Origin of the sequence: Neglectibacter sp. X4, assembly GCF_009917365.1 — a bacterium.
Taxonomy (GTDB): Bacteria; Bacillota; Clostridia; order Oscillospirales; family Acutalibacteraceae; genus Acutalibacter.
Genome location: NZ_QWLE01000001.1, coordinates 324,174 through 339,366 on the forward strand (window position 1 = coordinate 324,174; position 15,193 = coordinate 339,366).

Annotated in this window: 15 protein-coding genes; 10 read left to right on the forward strand and 5 right to left on the reverse strand. The window is 56.3% G+C overall.

Annotated elements, in window-relative coordinates; genetic code table 11:
- Nucleotides 1-21: 21 nt before the first annotated feature.
- From D1841_RS01620 to D1841_RS01630, 3 genes are read right to left on the reverse strand one after another with little or no spacing between them, the layout of a single operon-like run.
- Nucleotides 22-351: a nucleoside triphosphate pyrophosphohydrolase family protein gene (locus D1841_RS01620; RefSeq protein WP_160641399.1), complete on the reverse strand. Its 330-nt coding sequence runs from the start codon at nt 349-351 to the stop codon at nt 22-24.
- An 8-nt stretch (nt 352-359) separates the two neighbouring features.
- The gene (locus D1841_RS01625) at nt 360-1,202 is read right to left on the reverse strand and encodes a sugar phosphate isomerase/epimerase (protein ID WP_160641400.1); all 843 of its coding nucleotides are present in this window, start codon (nt 1,200-1,202) and stop codon (nt 360-362) included.
- A gap of 47 nt (nt 1,203-1,249) precedes the next feature.
- Complete coding sequence (locus D1841_RS01630; protein ID WP_160641401.1) at nt 1,250-1,960, reverse strand: nitroreductase family protein; 711 nt, start codon at nt 1,958-1,960, stop codon at nt 1,250-1,252.
- Between the two features lie 182 nt (nt 1,961-2,142).
- Here D1841_RS01630 and D1841_RS01635 point away from each other — a divergent pair, with 182 nt between their 5' ends.
- Complete coding sequence (locus tag D1841_RS01635) at nt 2,143-3,198, forward strand: Gfo/Idh/MocA family protein (protein WP_160641402.1); 1,056 nt, start codon at nt 2,143-2,145, stop codon at nt 3,196-3,198.
- Between the two features lie 80 nt (nt 3,199-3,278).
- Here the strand turns inward: D1841_RS01635 and D1841_RS01640 are convergent, their stop codons facing one another.
- On the reverse strand, nt 3,279-6,413 hold the full coding sequence (locus tag D1841_RS01640) for a UvrD-helicase domain-containing protein (protein WP_160641403.1): 3,135 nt from the start codon (nt 6,411-6,413) through the stop codon (nt 3,279-3,281).
- A gap of 164 nt (nt 6,414-6,577) precedes the next feature.
- Here D1841_RS01640 and D1841_RS01645 point away from each other — a divergent pair, with 164 nt between their 5' ends.
- The 6 genes from D1841_RS01645 to D1841_RS01670 all read left to right on the forward strand — a co-directional run bounded on the left by D1841_RS01645 (nt 6,578) and on the right by D1841_RS01670 (nt 11,567).
- Entirely contained in the window at nt 6,578-6,748 is a 171-nt protein-coding gene (locus D1841_RS01645; RefSeq protein WP_160641404.1) for a hypothetical protein, read from the forward strand.
- A gap of 199 nt (nt 6,749-6,947) precedes the next feature.
- On the forward strand, nt 6,948-7,364 hold the full coding sequence (gene mscL / locus D1841_RS01650) for a large conductance mechanosensitive channel protein MscL (protein WP_347563927.1): 417 nt from the start codon (nt 6,948-6,950) through the stop codon (nt 7,362-7,364).
- Nucleotides 7,365-7,663: 299 nt separating this feature from the next.
- Nucleotides 7,664-9,028 (forward strand): Trk system potassium transporter TrkA, encoded by a 1,365-nt coding sequence (trkA, locus tag D1841_RS01655; RefSeq protein ID WP_160641406.1) that lies wholly within the window; start codon nt 7,664-7,666, stop codon nt 9,026-9,028.
- A gap of 57 nt (nt 9,029-9,085) precedes the next feature.
- Entirely contained in the window at nt 9,086-9,406 is a 321-nt protein-coding gene (locus tag D1841_RS01660; protein ID WP_166554212.1) for a DUF6572 domain-containing protein, read from the forward strand.
- A gap of 74 nt (nt 9,407-9,480) precedes the next feature.
- On the forward strand, nt 9,481-10,932 hold the full coding sequence (locus tag D1841_RS01665; protein WP_160641408.1) for a TrkH family potassium uptake protein: 1,452 nt from the start codon (nt 9,481-9,483) through the stop codon (nt 10,930-10,932).
- Between the two features lie 26 nt (nt 10,933-10,958).
- The gene (locus tag D1841_RS01670; RefSeq protein WP_160641409.1) at nt 10,959-11,567 is read left to right on the forward strand and encodes a hypothetical protein; all 609 of its coding nucleotides are present in this window, start codon (nt 10,959-10,961) and stop codon (nt 11,565-11,567) included.
- 69 nt (nt 11,568-11,636) lie between these two features.
- Here the strand turns inward: D1841_RS01670 and D1841_RS01675 are convergent, their stop codons facing one another.
- Nucleotides 11,637-12,059: a metal-dependent transcriptional regulator gene (locus tag D1841_RS01675; RefSeq protein ID WP_160641410.1), complete on the reverse strand. Its 423-nt coding sequence runs from the start codon at nt 12,057-12,059 to the stop codon at nt 11,637-11,639.
- A 99-nt stretch (nt 12,060-12,158) separates the two neighbouring features.
- Between D1841_RS01675 and D1841_RS01680 the strand changes: the two genes are divergently transcribed.
- The 3 genes from D1841_RS01680 (at nt 12,159) to D1841_RS01690 (ending at nt 15,183) form a co-directional block, all read left to right on the forward strand.
- Complete coding sequence (locus D1841_RS01680; RefSeq protein ID WP_160641411.1) at nt 12,159-12,401, forward strand: FeoA family protein; 243 nt, start codon at nt 12,159-12,161, stop codon at nt 12,399-12,401.
- A 27-nt stretch (nt 12,402-12,428) separates the two neighbouring features.
- Nucleotides 12,429-14,585 carry a ferrous iron transport protein B gene (feoB, locus tag D1841_RS01685; protein WP_160641412.1) on the forward strand — a complete coding sequence of 719 codons (2,157 nt, stop codon included), beginning with the start codon at nt 12,429-12,431 and terminating at the stop codon, nt 14,583-14,585.
- Nucleotides 14,586-14,691: 106 nt separating this feature from the next.
- The gene (locus D1841_RS01690) at nt 14,692-15,183 is read left to right on the forward strand and encodes a TspO/MBR family protein (protein WP_160641413.1); all 492 of its coding nucleotides are present in this window, start codon (nt 14,692-14,694) and stop codon (nt 15,181-15,183) included.
- Nucleotides 15,184-15,193: the final 10 nt, after the last annotated feature.

Below are 15,193 nucleotides of genomic sequence, written 5' to 3' on the forward strand. Positions count from 1 at the left end.
GCGCGGCTGCATTTGGTGCTTCTAGCTTTCTTCCCTGTTCCTGGAACGCTCGGAATCAAAGCCCTTGGGATACCGCTTTTGCAGCTTGTCCAGGTTGCTTTGCAGAACAGCCTCCAGGGGCAGGCCCAGGGCTGTGGCGGCCTCGGCTAGATACCAGGCCACGTCCCCAAGCTCTTTTATCAAGGCGTCCCGATCAAAACCGTGGCCTGTGAAAAGCCATTTCTTCACAAGGTCAATGGCCTCCCCCGATTCCCCGCACAAACCCATCACGCTGTTTATCAGCACGTCCTTAGGGGATAAATCCGGGTTTAAGGTTGCCATGGCCTTTTCCTGGTATTCGTTTGCCGTCATAGCCAGCCTTACCGGATGAGGTTCTGCAAAAAGCGCACTGCCGCGCCGATGTCCCCTTCCGGGTCATCCCCCACTTCCCGCTCGATGGTGAGGAAGCCTTTGAAGCCAATGTCGTTTAAGGCTTTCAAGTAGTTGGGGAAATCCACGTCGCCTTCGCCCAAGGGCAGCTCAATATAAGAGGGGTCACTCAGCATTTCAGACTCTACCATGCCGTAAAGCACTTCCGGATCCCGCACAGCCAGCCTGCGCCCGTCCTTGGCATGGGTGTGGACAATGTAATCCTTTAAGGTGTATACAGCCTGTACTGGATCGTCCCCAGTGACCATGACAAAGTTTGCGGGATCCAGGTTCACCGCCACGCCGGTGGAGTGCAGGCCGTCCAGAAAGCCTTTGAGGGTGGCGGCCTTCTCCGGGCCTGTTTCAATGGCAAAATGGGCCTGCATCCCGTCCGCGTAAGCTGCAAGCTTTCCGCAGGCATCCTGCATGATTCCATAGCGGGGATGGGCCGGGTCTTCCGGCACCACGCCAATATGGGTAGTTACCACGTCTGTTTCCAAATCCTTTGCCAAGTCCAGAATGCGCTTGGACTGCTCAATCAGCCCGGGGTTCAGTTCCGGGTTTACAAAGCCCTTGCCCAGGTCGCCGCACAGGGCGGAAACCGTAAGGCCATGATCCTTTACAGCTTTCAGGAATTCTTTGCGTTTTTCCCCTGCCAGCTTTTCCGGGGACATTTCCCCCCGGGTAGCATACACCTGGATGCCCTTGGCCCCCAGGGCCGCGGCCTTGTCCAGGGCAGTGAGCATGTCTGTGCGGAAGGAATCCAGCATGACGCCGATAGAAAAGGGATACATAATTTTGCTCCTTGTTTTTATTTTTGTAATGGTGGAAGGGCGGGAAATTACGGCTCGCCCATCCAGTTTTTCAAAATCTCCTTGGCGGATCGCTCCATTTCCAGGGCGAAATCCGAGGTGTACTTCCGTTTGCAGAAAGCGGCGGCCTTCTCGTTATCATAATAGGCCAGCAGTTCTTCATCGGTAAGATCGTGATAACCGTTTTCAAAAACGATCATCTCCTTGGGGAAGCGGCTGGGCTGCTTGCGGTCCTTCTGAAGCTGGGTGGGATAGCCGAACACCAGCATGGATACCGGGGCCACATACTGGGGCAGGTTAAAAGCCTTCTGGTGGGTTTCCCACTGCTCAATAATGTCCCCGATGTAGCAGGAGCCGATGCCAAAGCTTTCCGCTGCCACGCAGGCGGCATGGGCGGCGATAACCGCGTCGTTGGTGGAGAGGATCAGGTCGCTTAAGCGGGGCTTGGGGGCCTCGCACCCGGCCTGGGCAAATTTGCGCACCCAGCGGCGGTAATCCGCCAGAAAAACCAGCACCAGAGGGGCTGTGGCGATAAAGGGCTGGTGGTCGCAGCTCTCCGAGAGGAGATCCTTCAGCTTCTGGTCGGTCACGTCCAAAATGGAGTAGAGCATGGAGTTGCCGGCAGTGGGGGCGCGCATGGCTGCTGCCAGAATGGCTTCCTTTACGTCGGCGGGGATTTCCTTTTCTTCAAACTGGCGGACAGATTTCCGTTTCATCAATACGTCAATGGTCTGGTTCATAGGTGGAACCTCCCTTTTTCATAGTTTCGTCTATTGTACCACACTTGCCCGCAGGTGTAAATCAGGAAAAAAGGCGGCGGGGGGATTTTTTCTAAAATCCGCATTGCAAATACCGGCGCGCTAAGGTATAATCACCATAAAGCCCGAAAACGATGTGAAACTGATAAGGAGAGTGTATCATCATGAAGGTAGCTGTTATCGGCTGCGGCACCATTGCCAACGCCGCCCACATCCCGTCCTATATGAAGAACCCCGAGGCGGAAATCAAATATTTCTGCGACATCATCCCTGAGCGGGCCGAGAAAGCCGTGAAAGAGTATGGCTGCGGCACGGCCATTGTGGATTACCATGCGGCGCTGGCCGACCCGGAAATTGAAGCTGTGTCTGTCTGCACCCCCAACGACATGCACCCGGTTATCGCTATGGACGCCCTGCGGGCCGGGAAAAACGTGCTGTGCGAAAAGCCTGCCTCCCGCACTTACGCGGAAGCCCTGGAGATGCAGAAGGTACAGCACGAAACAGGGAAGGTTTTGAACATCGGCGTGGTAAACCGCTTTAACGACGGCGTAAACCGCATAAAGGAATACATTGATTCCGGCCGCCTGGGGAACATCCACCACGTCTATGTGAGCTTCCGCGCCCACCGCTCTATCCCCGGCCTGGGCGGCGCTTTCACCACCAAGGCCATTGCAGGCGGCGGCGCCCTTATCGACTGGGGCGTACACTACCTGGATATTGTTATGTACTGCTGCGGCGATCCCACTGTGCGCACTGTCACAGGCGAGGCCTTCTGCAAGCTGGGCAAGGATATGGAAAGCTATGTGTATAAAGACATGTGGGCAGGGCCTCCCAAGTATGACGGCGTGTACGACGTGGACGATTCCGTTACCGGCATGATCCGCACCTCCGGCCCTGTGATTACCTTAAACGGCGCCTGGGCGCAGAATATCGGCGCGGAAGACCGCTATATCGACTTTATGGGGGACAAGGGCGGCATCCGGCTGCAGTATGGCAAGGAGTTCACCCTGTACACAGTGGAAAACGGCGCGCTGGTGGAGTTTACCCCTCAGTATACATCCCGGGATATGTTCCAAAATGAGATAGACGCTTTTGTGGACTGTATCAAGACAGGCAGGAAGCTGCCTTCCCACATCGACACCGTTATTGTCACAGCCCAGATGATGCAGGCCATTTACGATTCTTCCGAACAGCATAAGGAGATTGTGCTGGGCAGCTAAATTTTCAGGCTATGCCTGCTGGCATGACAAAGGGCACACTGTAAAGGCAATTTGCTTTGCAGTGTGCCCCTTCTTTTCTGTTAAAACAGGCGGAGCTGCTCGGCTGGCTTTTCCCTTAGAGGGATTTTCTCCTTTTCCAGCAGTTCCGGTGGGATTTCCTCCATAAAGGGAGAAGGCTCCCCGGAGGAAAGCAAGACAAGCTCCTCCCGGGCGCGGGTCATGCCCACATAAAACAGGCGGCGTTCCTCCTCGGCGTCTGCCTGGCCTTTGGCGGATTCCAGGGGCAGGGTCCCCTTGTCCACTCCAGCTAGAAAGACTACGGAGAATTCCAGCCCCTTGGCCCCGTGCAAGGTGCTGAGATACACGGCCCCGGAGGCGTAAGTTTTGCCGGACTGGCGGCGCAGATCTCCCTCCTCGCCTAACAGCAGGGTGTTGAGGAAATCTTCCAGGCTGGAGGAAAAGGCCGCGACGCCTGCCAGGCGCTTTAATGCCCGGGACTTTGGCTGCCTGGCTGCCCAGCTTTCCAAAAGCTTTTCCGGCTTTTCCTTTACCCGGGGCAGATACTCTTCCGCTGCCTGCAAAAAGCCCTGCAGTGCCGGGATATCCCCCAGCCGCCCTTTCAAAGGCTCTATGCTCCCCTGCCCGGTTTCCCCGCAGCAGGCGGCGGCTGTTTCCCGGTGGTAAGCAGGGCAGCCCCACAAAAGCTCCAGGCAGGATTTTAAAGCGCCCGCATCTGTAAAGTCCAGCAGGAACCGGAAAAAGGCGGCTGTGCCCAGCACCTCCTTTTCCTGCAGGAAATCATCCCGGCCCCCGATTACGCAGGGGATGTCCTCCCGGCGCAGGCAGCGTTCCAAGGCCTCAAGCTGGCGGCGGGTGCGGCACAGCACCGCAATTTCAGAAAAAGCATAGAAGGCTTCCCGCTGGCGCGCCCCCAGCATGTCCATGCCCCCTGTCATGGCGGCAATTTCCTTGGCGCAGAATATCCCCTGGGAAAACTCGTCCTCTCCTTTGCACCACCGCACAAGGGGGCCTTTAGGGGCTTCGCTTGCAAGGACGCGCGGCCCGCCGGGGTTATGGGAGATGACTTCCAGGGCGCTCTGCAGGATTTCCGGGGTGGAGCGGTAGTTTCGCACAAGGCGTATTTCCCGCAGGCCGGGCCTGTCCTCCTTTAGCTGCTGGAAGCACCTGCCTGCCGCGCCCCGGAAGCCATAGATGGACTGATCCGGATCCCCGATGACAAAAAGGCTTTTCCCCTTTTCCGCCCAATGCAGGGCCAGCCGGTATTGCAGGCTGTTGCAGTCCTGGAACTCGTCTATAAGCAGATGGGTAAGGCTTTTGGGGGCTGGCGGGTCAAGGGCCAGGGATTGTAAAAGAAGATCGTCAAAGTCCAGCCGCCCCTCCAGCAGGATGCGGTATTCCTCCAGCAAACTCTCCTCCACTGCCGTTTCCTTTGGCCCCATGCCGTTTTTCCGCCGGGAAAGCTCCTCTAAAAACCGCCTGGGCGTGACACGAATTCCCCGGCCCTCCAAAAGCTTTTCCGCAAGGGAGAGGGCCTCGCTTTCGCTTACCAGCCCGGGCTTTCCCAACTGCTGCCAGCACACGCTGTGGAAGGTGCCAATGGTCATGCCGGAAACAGCCCGCCTGCCTCCCAGCTTTGACGCGAGCCTGTCCCGCAATTCCCCAGCGGCCTGGTTTGTAAAGGTGACTGCCGTAATCTCCCGGGGCTTTGCCCCCGTTTGGGCGAGCAGGAATTCCACCCTGTCCGCAAGGGTTTTAGTCTTCCCGCTTCCCGGCCCGGCTATCACCGCCACTACTGGCTCCACAGCGCAGGCAGCGGCCTGCTGCTCCGGGTTTGGTATGGCGGATTGGGGAAGCAGAGGCTTTTCCGCGGCTTTCACCTGGGGCTTTTTCCCGGCTTTTTTCTTTTGGCCAGGCTTTTTTCCGGCGCTGTACAGGGCGAACAGGCTGGTCTGCCCCTCAAGGGCCTCTATTTCCGCTGGGGTCAGCAGAATCACAGCGCCAAACTGCCCGTCAAACCCAGCTTTGCGCTCCACCCGGCCCTGGCGCAGGCGGCCAATTCCCTCCGCCACAGCAGGCCCTGCCACCTGGCTGATGTCGGAAAGAGGGCTTTCCCGCAGGATGGAAAACTCCGGGCCAAGCTCTGCTATCATGTGTTCGTAACAGGCCCGCACCTTTTTGCTGCCCTCCGAATACCCGCAGCAGGCTCCTATCACCTCCGGCAGGGGCGCTAAGCTTTCAAAGGGCTTGGCCTTTACAGGCCGGAAGCCTTCTTCCCTGTCTGCCAGTTCTTCCACCCGGTGCTCCACCCCGATGGTCAGCTTTTTCCCGCAAACCGGGCAGCGTCCCCCCAGGGCCTCCGTTTCGGCGGGAGAAAGCACCACGCCGCAGTTCCGGTGGCCGTCCAGATGGTATTTCCCCTCCTCTGGGAAAAATTCCAGGGTGCCCCCAAAGCCTTCTCCCGTCTCAATGGCCTGTTTCAGCGCAGGATAGGACAGCTCCGTATCCAACAGGTTCCCTTCCCGGCCCAGCTTCTGGGGGGAATGAGCGTCAGAGTTTGACACCAGGGTGTAGCCGTCCAACTGGGAAACCCGCCAGTTCATGGGAGGATCTGAGGAAAGCCCTGTTTCCAGGGCATGAATTTCCCCGGACATATCCCCAAAACATTCCTCTATGGTATTAAAGCCGGAAAAAGCCCCAAAAAGGGAAAAATGGGGCGTCCAGATATGGGCGGGAATGAACATGGCCTGGGGGCAGGCCTCCAGGGTGATTTCCAGCAAATCCCGGCAGTCCAGGCCCAGGATGGGCCTGCCGTCGGAGTGAAGGTTGCCGATGGCCTCCAGGCGGGCGGAAAGCCGGCGGGCGCTGTCGAAATCAGGCAGGAGGATAACCGAATGCACCTTGCGCACCCTGCCGTCCTTCTTGTAGATGGAGCTGATTTCCCCGGAAATCACAAAGCGCGCAGCCGCCTCAGGCCCGTCCAGAAGCTGGTGCTCCGTCTTTAACGCATAAAATCCTTCCTCCGCAGGCACAAGCTGATCCTCCAGCTCCCTGCGCCATGCCGGGTGGGTGAAGTCTCCTGTGCCCAGCAGGGCAATCCCTTTTTTCCTGGCCCAGAGATCCAGGTGAGGCCCGTCGCAGTCCCGGCTGGTGGCCCGGGCGTACCGGGAATGGATGTGCAGATCAGCAATGTACATGGAACCCCCCCTTTTTTGTGTAAATCCGTGTGCTTTACACAATTGGCTGTTTCATACTTTTACGGATAATATATTATAGCATACCAAGCCAGGCTTGCAAGCCTTTTCTGCATAACACGCCCTTTTTGCGCCCATTCTATATTTTCAGAAAGGAGCGTGCAAAGATGGAAGAAAACCGGACAGCCCTCTCGCCACTGGCAGAAGCGCAGTATCTGGCGCTGGAATATATGCGCCAAAAAGCGCTGACAGATGACGCCCCCGCTGATATTGCCCGGGAGTACAGTACCCTGCGGCAGCAGCTATATGCAGCCTTAAGCGGCAGCGTCTCCCAATAATACGGCAGAAAAGGATCCCAGCAGCCTGGGATCCTTTTCTTGTAATGCCGATGTGCTTTACAGGCAGGCTTTTGACAGCGCAAATGGCAGCAGGGCCTTGCTTTTTCATGCTTCCTGTGGCAAAATAAGGAAAACACCCTGCCATAATGGGGCGAAAATCAAGGAAGATATTGCGGAGGGCAGGAGGGTATTTATGAAAATCCTGAAAGAGTTTAAAGAGTTCATCTCCAAGGGCAATGTGCTGGATATGGCGGTAGGCGTTATTATTGGCGGCGCTTTTACAGCCATTGTCAATTCCCTGGTAAACGACATTTTTATGCCCCTGCTAGGGCTGCTTACAGGCGGCATGAATTTTGCCGGGCTTTCCCTGCGGCTGGGGGGAAATGACGGGGACGCGCTGCAATACGGCGCGTTTATTGCTGCTGTCATAAACTTCCTGCTTATTGCCCTGGTGCTGTTTTTGGTTATCAAGGCTATCAACCGGCTGCGCAATTTGAAAAAAGCCGAACCGGATAAGCCAGCCCCTGCGGTGAAGGCCTGCCCTTACTGCAAAAGCGAAATTGCCCTGGAAGCTTCCCGCTGCCCCCACTGCACTTCTGTGCTGGAAGAGGGATAAGCATATAATCTTTTCATTCCAAAGCTGCTGATTTGGGCAAAAAAGAAAAAATTCTGCGCTTTTCAAAAACCTATTGCGCCTTTTTGTTCTTTGTGGTAGGATAGGCAAGGTAGGGACAGGCCTGCGGCACGTACCAAGTAATGATACATTCCAAAAGGGCTGTTGATGCAGCCCTTTTTTCTGGCACTGCCTCTTTTTATTCTGTAAAGGAAACTCTCTTTACAGAGCGGATGTAAAATCATGGGAGAAAGGAATGGCGCAGGGCGCGGGAAAGCCCTGTACCCAATGGCGGTTTCTTTATGAGAATTGTGATTGTGGGCGATGGCAAGGTGGGTTCCGCTCTTGCTGTACAGCTCTCCAAGGAAAATCACGATATTGTCATCATTGACAGCAATAAAATGGTGTTGCAGGAATCGGAGCAGTCTTTGGATGTGAACGTGGTATACGGCAACGGGGCGGCTTTGAAGGTGCAGAAGCAGGCTAATGTGGACGCAAGCGATCTGCTTATTGCCGCCACTTCCGCCGATGAGATCAACCTGCTGTGCTGTATTCTGGCGCGGAAGCTGGGCTGTGCCCACACTATCGCCCGGGTGCGCAACCCCGACTATTTTGGCCAGCTTTTCCTTTTGCAGGAGGAATTTGGCCTGAACATGGCCATCAATCCGGAACGGGCCACGGCAAACGAAATTTCCCGCCTGCTGCAGTTCCCCTCTTTTTTGAAGCGGGAGGCTTTTGCAAGAGGCCGGGTGGAGATTGTGGAGCTGGTGCTTAAAGGGGACAGCGTTTTGAACGGCGCGCGGCTGCTGGATCTGTATAAAATTGTGAAGGTAAAGGTGCTGGTGTGCGCGGTAAAGCGCGGCTCCCAGGTGGTTATCCCGGACGGCAATTTCACCCTGCTGGAAGGCGACAGGCTTTATGTTACGGCCTCCACCAGCGACCTGGCAAGGCTTATCCGCAGCCTGGGCATTGCCCAGAAAAAGGTGCGGGACGTGTTGATTATAGGCGGCAGCCGCATTGCCTTTTATCTGGCGGAAGATCTCATTAAGGCCGGCGTCAATGTAAAACTGATTGAAATCGACGAGAACCGCTGCATAGAGCTTGCGGAAAACCTGCCTAAGGCCACCATCCTCCACGCAGACGGCTCTGACCGTTTTGTGCTGGATTCCGAGGGACTGGCCCAGACAGACGCAGTGGTTACCCTGACGGACTTTGACGAGCAGAACCTTATCATTTCCATGTATGCCAATTTCCTGGGCACCTACAAGGTTATCACCAAAATCAACCGTACAGAATTCAGCGAGGTTTTAAACGAAAAGGGAATTGACTGCGTGGTAAGCCCCAAGGACTTGTGCTGCAACGACATTGCCCGGTATGTGCGTGCCATGGGAAACCGCAAGGGCGGTTCGGTGCAGGCCCTGCACCGGCTGGTGGAGGATCAGGTGGAGGCCCTGGAGTTTACTGCCACCAAGCAGCTCCCCCATCTGGGAGAACCCCTTTACCAGGTGGCATTAAAGCCCGGCACCCTGATTGCCAGCATCACCCGCCGGGGCAAGGTCATCATCCCCAGCGGCGGCGACTGCATTGAGCCTCATGACAACGTGGTGGTTATTTCTCCCGCAGAGCGGGGCATTGCAGACTTGAGCGATATTTTTATTGACGATTGACATTTTGCGGAAAGGAACGGTATGGGGCATGAATCCCCTGCCGCATGGCGGTTTTTTATGGTGGAAAATCCACGGCACATTGACATCCTGGGCGCGCGCAAGGACGGGGGCGCGGATCTGGTTATGGTTTCCCCTGATCCTCTGGACGAAACGCCGGAAGGCCAGACCCTGCTGCTGGACAAGGTGGAAACCTACTTGAAATATATCCGTACCCCGGATTTCCGCGGGCAGTGCCCTGCCGCCACGCCGGAAAACACCCATGTTGTCCTGCTGGTGCGGGAGGAGCCTTCCCCCTTTATGCAGGAGCTGCTGCAAAAAATTGCGGCATGGGTGGCGGACAACCATGCACGTTTTTTCGTGCGCATTGAAAAGGAATAAGTTTTTCCGGCTTTTATCATCTCAAATCAGGAAAGGAGCGCCCCGGATACGGCCTGGGGCCTGTGCCTGCTGCTATGAATCACAGAATGATCCTGCGCTTAATCTGCTATATCCTGCGCGTGGAAGCAGTGTGCCTGCTGCCGTCTATCGGCATATCCCTCTATAAAGGGGAACATGCGGCCCTTTTCGGGCTTATCCTCTCCACCGCCCTGGCGGGCGGCCTCAGCCTGAGCACCTACCTGTTCCGTCCCCGCAGCCGGGAAATAGGCGCTAGGGAAGGCTTTCTCAGCGTGGGCCTGTGCTGGATAGCTGTGTCTGCCCTGGGCGCCCTCCCCTTCTTTCTCAGCGGCGCTATCCCCCATTTTATCGATGCCTTTTTTGAGACGATTTCCGGCTTCACCACCACCGGCGCCAGTATCCTCACCGATGTGGAGGCCATGCCCATGGGCCTGCTTTATTGGCGCAGCTTTACCCACTGGCTGGGCGGCATGGGGGTGCTGGTGTTCCTGTTAGCCGTAGTGCCCATGGGAAAGGGGAAAAATTCCCTGCTGTACGTAATGCGGGCGGAAAGCCCCGGCCCCCAGGTGGACAAGCTGGTGCCCAAGCTGCAAAACAGCGCTAAAATATTATATGCCATTTATATCGCCTTGACCCTTATCCAGACTATACTGCTGCTGATAGGCGGCATGCCCTTTTTCGACAGCATCACCACAGCTTTCGGTACGGCGGGCACCGGCGGCTTTGGCATCAAAGGGGACAGCCTTGCCGGGTACAGCCACTATCTGCAGGGGGTCTGTACAGTTTTCATGGCGCTGTTCGGGATAAATTTCAGCGTGTTCTATCTGCTGCTCTTACGGCAGTTTTCCCGGGTGCTCCACAACCAGGAGCTGTGGACGTATTTAGGCGTTATGATAGGCTCTGCCGGGCTTATTGCCTGGAATATCCTGCCCCAGTTTGGCGGCAACGTATGGGAAGCCCTGCACCACGCGGCTTTCCAGGTTTCCTCTATTATGACTACCACTGGCTTTGCCACTGTGGATTTTAACCAATGGCCCACCCTTTCCAAAACCCTTTTGGTGGTGTTGATGGTGCTGGGGGCCTGCGCCGGATCTACTGGCGGCGGTATCAAGGTGGCCCGGGCTGTGGTGCTTACAAAAGCAGGGCACCGGAACATCAAGCGGATGCTGCGGCCCAGGTCTGTTGCCCAGGTGCATATAGACGGGCAGCTTGCCAGCGAGGACATGATTCAGAACGCCTACAGCTATCTTTCCGCTTACTGCGCCATTATCCTCTTGTCTATGCTGCTGATTGCCAGAGACGGCTTCTCCCTGGAAACAAACATAACCGCCGTATTGGCCTGCCTGAACAATATCGGGCCGGGCCTTGACATGGTTGGCCCCACAGGGAATTTCTCCCATTTTTCCGGTTTCAGCAAGCTGGTGCTTTCCTTTGACATGCTGGTGGGCCGGCTGGAAATCTTCCCCATGCTCCTTTTGTTTGTGCCCTCGGCCTGGCGGAAAAGCTGAAAAGCGGGATTTGGAGTGATTGGCTGATGAACAAAACAATCGCAAAGGCGGGGGCTTTTATCGTAACGGTTTCCGTGCTGCTGTTTGCCCTCTGTATGCTTATTCCCTTTGACTTTGGAAGCTATTTTGTGTGTATGCTGCTGCCTATCGGATACATCATGGCGGCCGCCGGCTTTTGCAAGGAAAGCGATGAAAAGCATAAGGTGGCGGCTCTTGCTGGAATGGCCTTTGCCGTGTTGTATGCTGGCTTCATCTTCCTGGTATATTTTGCCCAGACTACATCCGTCCGGCTGGACGGGCTTAACGAGCAGGCCATAAGGATCCTCGATTTTTCAAGGGGCGGGCTGATTTTCAATTATGACCTGCTTGGATATGGCATGATGGCGCTTTCGACTTTCTTTCTGGGGCTTACGATAGAGGCAAAGACAAAAGCGGACAAATGGTTACAGGTTTTGATGGTGGTTCATGGAATTTTCTTTTTCTCCTGTTTTATACTGCCCATGACAGGCGTGTTCCGCTCTATGGCGGACGGGGAGAACAGCCTGGGCGGCGTTATAGCGCTGGAATTCTGGTGCGCCTATTTTATCCCCATCGGCATTTTATCCTTTATCCATTTTAGGAGAAGCAATTTGTAAGAACCGCCATACAGAAGCACACAGCATAGCGCGTAAGACAAGCCATGATGGCCTGTCTTACGCATTTTTCTATTTGGAGGGGGTTTCCAGCCCCTCTAAAAATTTTTCTATATTTGCCACAGTGCGGGGCGACAGGAAGTGCTCGATTTTTTCCACCTCTTCCAGCTCGCTTTCTGTCTGGTTAATGGTACACAGAAGCCTGCCCACCACCCGGTGCCTGTGTACCAGATAGGCCCCCATGCGCCTGCCCCATTCCGTCAGGGTGATGTAACCGTATTTGGGAAACTCAATCAGCCCCTGGCCCCGGAGGTTTGCCGCCATCTTGGAGGCGGAGGGCGGCTTTACGTGCAGGGCCTGGGCCAGGGCTGTGATGCGCACATAGCCCTCCTCCCCCATGCGGTATATCATTTCCAGATAGTCCTCCATGGATGCGGTAAGCTGCCCATGCTCCAGCAGCGTATACCCTTTCATGGTGTAAAACCCTTCCTGCATCCCGGCTCCTCCCGTCACAAGTTTTTCTCTCAGGAATATAGTAGTGGAGAGAAAGAATTTTGCCTTTCCCTAACAAATTATTCAGGAGTGACTGTATATATGAAACCATTCAGCAATCTTTCCAGCCTGCTGCCAGGGCAGTCGGCTGCTGTAACGGAGCTGTCCGCCCAAGGCCCTATGCGCCGCCGCCTGCAGGATATCGGCCTTGTACATGGCACAGTTGTAAAATGCCTGGGGGCAAGCCCTTTGGGTGACCCCTCTGCCTATTTAATCCGTGGGGCTGTTATCGCCCTGCGCAGCCAGGACGCCGCCGGGGTTCTGCTGGACGGGCCGGCGGTTTGACGCCGAAGAAAGGAGCGTGGCAGAACCATGGGGCTTTCTAAGGACTCCACCGGGGCGCGTGCCGCTGGGAGCGAACTGGTTATTGAGAAAAAAGAGCCGGGAGATCTGGTGCTGGCACTGGCGGGCAATCCCAACGTGGGCAAAAGCACTGTGTTTAACGCTTTAACTGGAATGCATCAGCATACTGGTAACTGGCCCGGAAAAACTGTGACCAATGCCCAGGGATATGTAAACCGCCAAAATCAGGGGTATGTTCTGGTGGATTTACCTGGATGCTACTCCCTGCTGGCCCATTCCGCCGAGGAAGAAGTGGCCCGGGACTTCCTCTGCTTCGGCGGCGCGGACGCTGCTGTGGTGGTGTGCGACGCCACCTGCTTGGAGCGGAATTTAAACCTGGTGCTGCAGGCCATGGAGATTACGCCCCGGGTAGTGGTGTGCGTGAACCTTTTGGACGAGGCCAGGCGCAAGGGCGTCAAGGTTCATCTGGAGAAGCTTTCAGAGCTTTTAGGCGTGCCGGTGGTGGGCGCCTCTGCCCGCAGCGGCACAGGCCTGGAAAAGCTTTTAGAGGAGGCGGGAAAAAGCGCCCGGGGTCTGTCTCCTGAGGCTGGCAGCGCCCCTATCCCCTATTCCCCCTTTACAGAGGAAGCTGTGGCAAAGCTGCAGCCTGTTGTAGAGGGCTTGTGCGGGGGGCGGGTCAATGCCCGGTGGCTGGCCCTGAAGCTGCTGGACAGCAACGACACAAGCCTGGACCTTGCTATGGAGAAAAACCTGGGCCTGCGCCTGCGGGCACAGCCGGAGGTGCGGGAAATCCTGGAGGCCTTAGAAAAGCAGTGGGAAAAGGAAGGCCTTACCCCGGAGCGGCTGCGGGATGACATTGCCGCCGGGGCTGTGGGCAAGGCAGAGGAGATTGCCCGGCAGGCGGTTTCCTTTGGGCAAAACAGCTACAGCGAACGGGACAGGAAATGGGATCGGCTTTTAACAGGCAAGGCCACAGGGTTCCCTCTTATGCTGCTTTTGCTGCTGGGGATTTTCTGGCTTACCATCACCGGGGCAAACTATCCCTCCCAGCTTCTCAGCACTGCCCTTTTCTGGCTGGGCGATCGCTTAGGGGATCTGTGCGCCCTGTGCCAGCTTCCCCCCTTTCTCACTGGGCTGCTGGTTGACGGCATGTACCGCACCCTTGCCTGGGTGGTTTCTGTAATGCTGCCGCCCATGGCGATTTTCTTCCCCCTCTTTACCCTGCTGGAGGATTTGGGGTATCTGCCCCGGGTGGCCTTTAACCTGGACAAATGCTTTCAGGCCTGCGGGGCCTGCGGGAAGCAGTCCCTCACCACTGCCATGGGATTTGGCTGCAACGCCGCCGGCGTGGTGGGGTGCCGCATTATCGACTCCCCCCGGGAACGGCTGATTGCCATGCTCACCAATAATTTCGTCCCCTGCAACGGCAGGCTGCCCATGCTTATTGCCCTTATCACCATGTTTTTTGCCGGGGCCGCGGGAGGTTTTGGCGGCTCCCTGCTTTCTGCCCTGCTGCTTTTGTGCGTCATCCTTTTGGGTCTGTTCATGACACTGGCTGTTTCCAAATTCCTCTCCAAAACCCTGCTGAAAGGCGTGCCCTCCTCCTTCACCTTGGAGCTGCCTCCCTACCGCCGCCCGCAAATCGGCAAGGTTATTGTCCGCTCTGTGTTTGACCGCACCCTGTTCGTGCTGGGCAGGGCAGCGGCGGTGGCTGCCCCGGCAGGGCTTATCATCTGGCTTTTAGCCAACATCACCCTGGGAGACGCTACCCTCCTGGCCCACTGCGCCAGGTTTTTAGATCCCTTCGCAAGGCTTTTCGGCCTGGACGGCGTGATACTTTTAGCCTTCATCCTGGGCCTGCCGGCAAATGAAATCGTTATCCCCCTTATCATCATGGCCTACACCAGCGGCGGGGCTTTGACAGAGCTGAGCGACCTGACAGCCCTTCATGCCCTGCTGGCAGATAACGGCTGGACATGGGTGACAGCACTGTGTACCATGCTGTTCGGGCTGATGCACTGGCCCTGCTCCACCACCTGCATGACCATCAAAAAAGAGAGCGGAAGCCTGAAATGGACGGCTGTGGCCTTCCTGCTGCCCACAGCCTGCGGGCTGGGCCTGTGCTTTATAACAGCCTGTGCCGCAAGGCTTCTGGGGCTTGCGTGAAGAACCTAAAAGCGGGTTTGAAAATCCTGCACGCTGCATTTTTCCAAAAACATGGCATACACTATAGGGGAATCCCTGTATTTTTCCTGGAAAGGCAGGATGCCTCATGTCAAAACGCATAAACCATACCCCTGTCCAGTGGAAGCCCTTATTCATAAGCCTTTTCATCCCCCTGGCTGTGGGGGGACTGTCTGCCTGGCTTACCCATGACGCCATGGATGCATATAAAAACCTGAGGCAGCCGCCCCTGGCCCCGCCGGGCTGGGTGTTCCCGGCTGTATGGAGTGTCCTTTACGCGCTGATGGGCATTGCCGCCTGTCTGGTGTGGGTGCGGGACAGCACCGGGCGCACCGGCGCCCTTTTCTGGTATGGCCTGCAGCTTGCCTGCAATTTCCTCTGGACGCTTATCTTCTTTAACATGGGGCAGCATGCCCTGGCTTTTTTCTGGCTCCTTGGCCTGTGGATACTCATTTTCATAACCACAGTGCGTTTCTTCCGGGAAACCAGCGCCGCTGGCTGGCTGCTGCTCCCCTATCTGTTGTGGACTGCCTTCGCGGCTTACCTGAACCTGGGGGTATGGTTTTTAGGGCTTGCTTAAAAAATCGCAA

What these genes read in the sequence shown, in the direction of transcription:
- D1841_RS01620 (WP_160641399.1), bottom strand. Translation starts at nt 351, where the DNA reads ATGACGGCAAACGAATACCAGGAAAAGGCCATGGCAACCTTAAACCCG.
- D1841_RS01625 (WP_160641400.1), bottom strand. Translation starts at nt 1,202, where the DNA reads ATGTATCCCTTTTCTATCGGCGTCATGCTGGATTCCTTCCGCACAGAC.
- D1841_RS01630 (WP_160641401.1), bottom strand. Translation starts at nt 1,960, where the DNA reads ATGAACCAGACCATTGACGTATTGATGAAACGGAAATCTGTCCGCCAG.
- D1841_RS01635 (WP_160641402.1), top strand. Translation starts at nt 2,143, where the DNA reads ATGAAGGTAGCTGTTATCGGCTGCGGCACCATTGCCAACGCCGCCCAC.
- D1841_RS01640 (WP_160641403.1), bottom strand. Translation starts at nt 6,413, where the DNA reads ATGTACATTGCTGATCTGCACATCCATTCCCGGTACGCCCGGGCCACC.
- D1841_RS01645 (WP_160641404.1), top strand. Translation starts at nt 6,578, where the DNA reads ATGGAAGAAAACCGGACAGCCCTCTCGCCACTGGCAGAAGCGCAGTAT.
- trkA (WP_160641406.1), top strand. Translation starts at nt 7,664, where the DNA reads ATGAGAATTGTGATTGTGGGCGATGGCAAGGTGGGTTCCGCTCTTGCT.
- D1841_RS01660 (WP_166554212.1), top strand. Translation starts at nt 9,086, where the DNA reads ATGGTGGAAAATCCACGGCACATTGACATCCTGGGCGCGCGCAAGGAC.
- D1841_RS01665 (WP_160641408.1), top strand. Translation starts at nt 9,481, where the DNA reads ATGAATCACAGAATGATCCTGCGCTTAATCTGCTATATCCTGCGCGTG.
- D1841_RS01670 (WP_160641409.1), top strand. Translation starts at nt 10,959, where the DNA reads ATGAACAAAACAATCGCAAAGGCGGGGGCTTTTATCGTAACGGTTTCC.
- D1841_RS01675 (WP_160641410.1), bottom strand. Translation starts at nt 12,059, where the DNA reads ATGCAGGAAGGGTTTTACACCATGAAAGGGTATACGCTGCTGGAGCAT.
- D1841_RS01680 (WP_160641411.1), top strand. Translation starts at nt 12,159, where the DNA reads ATGAAACCATTCAGCAATCTTTCCAGCCTGCTGCCAGGGCAGTCGGCT.
- feoB (WP_160641412.1), top strand. Translation starts at nt 12,429, where the DNA reads ATGGGGCTTTCTAAGGACTCCACCGGGGCGCGTGCCGCTGGGAGCGAA.
- D1841_RS01690 (WP_160641413.1), top strand. Translation starts at nt 14,692, where the DNA reads ATGTCAAAACGCATAAACCATACCCCTGTCCAGTGGAAGCCCTTATTC.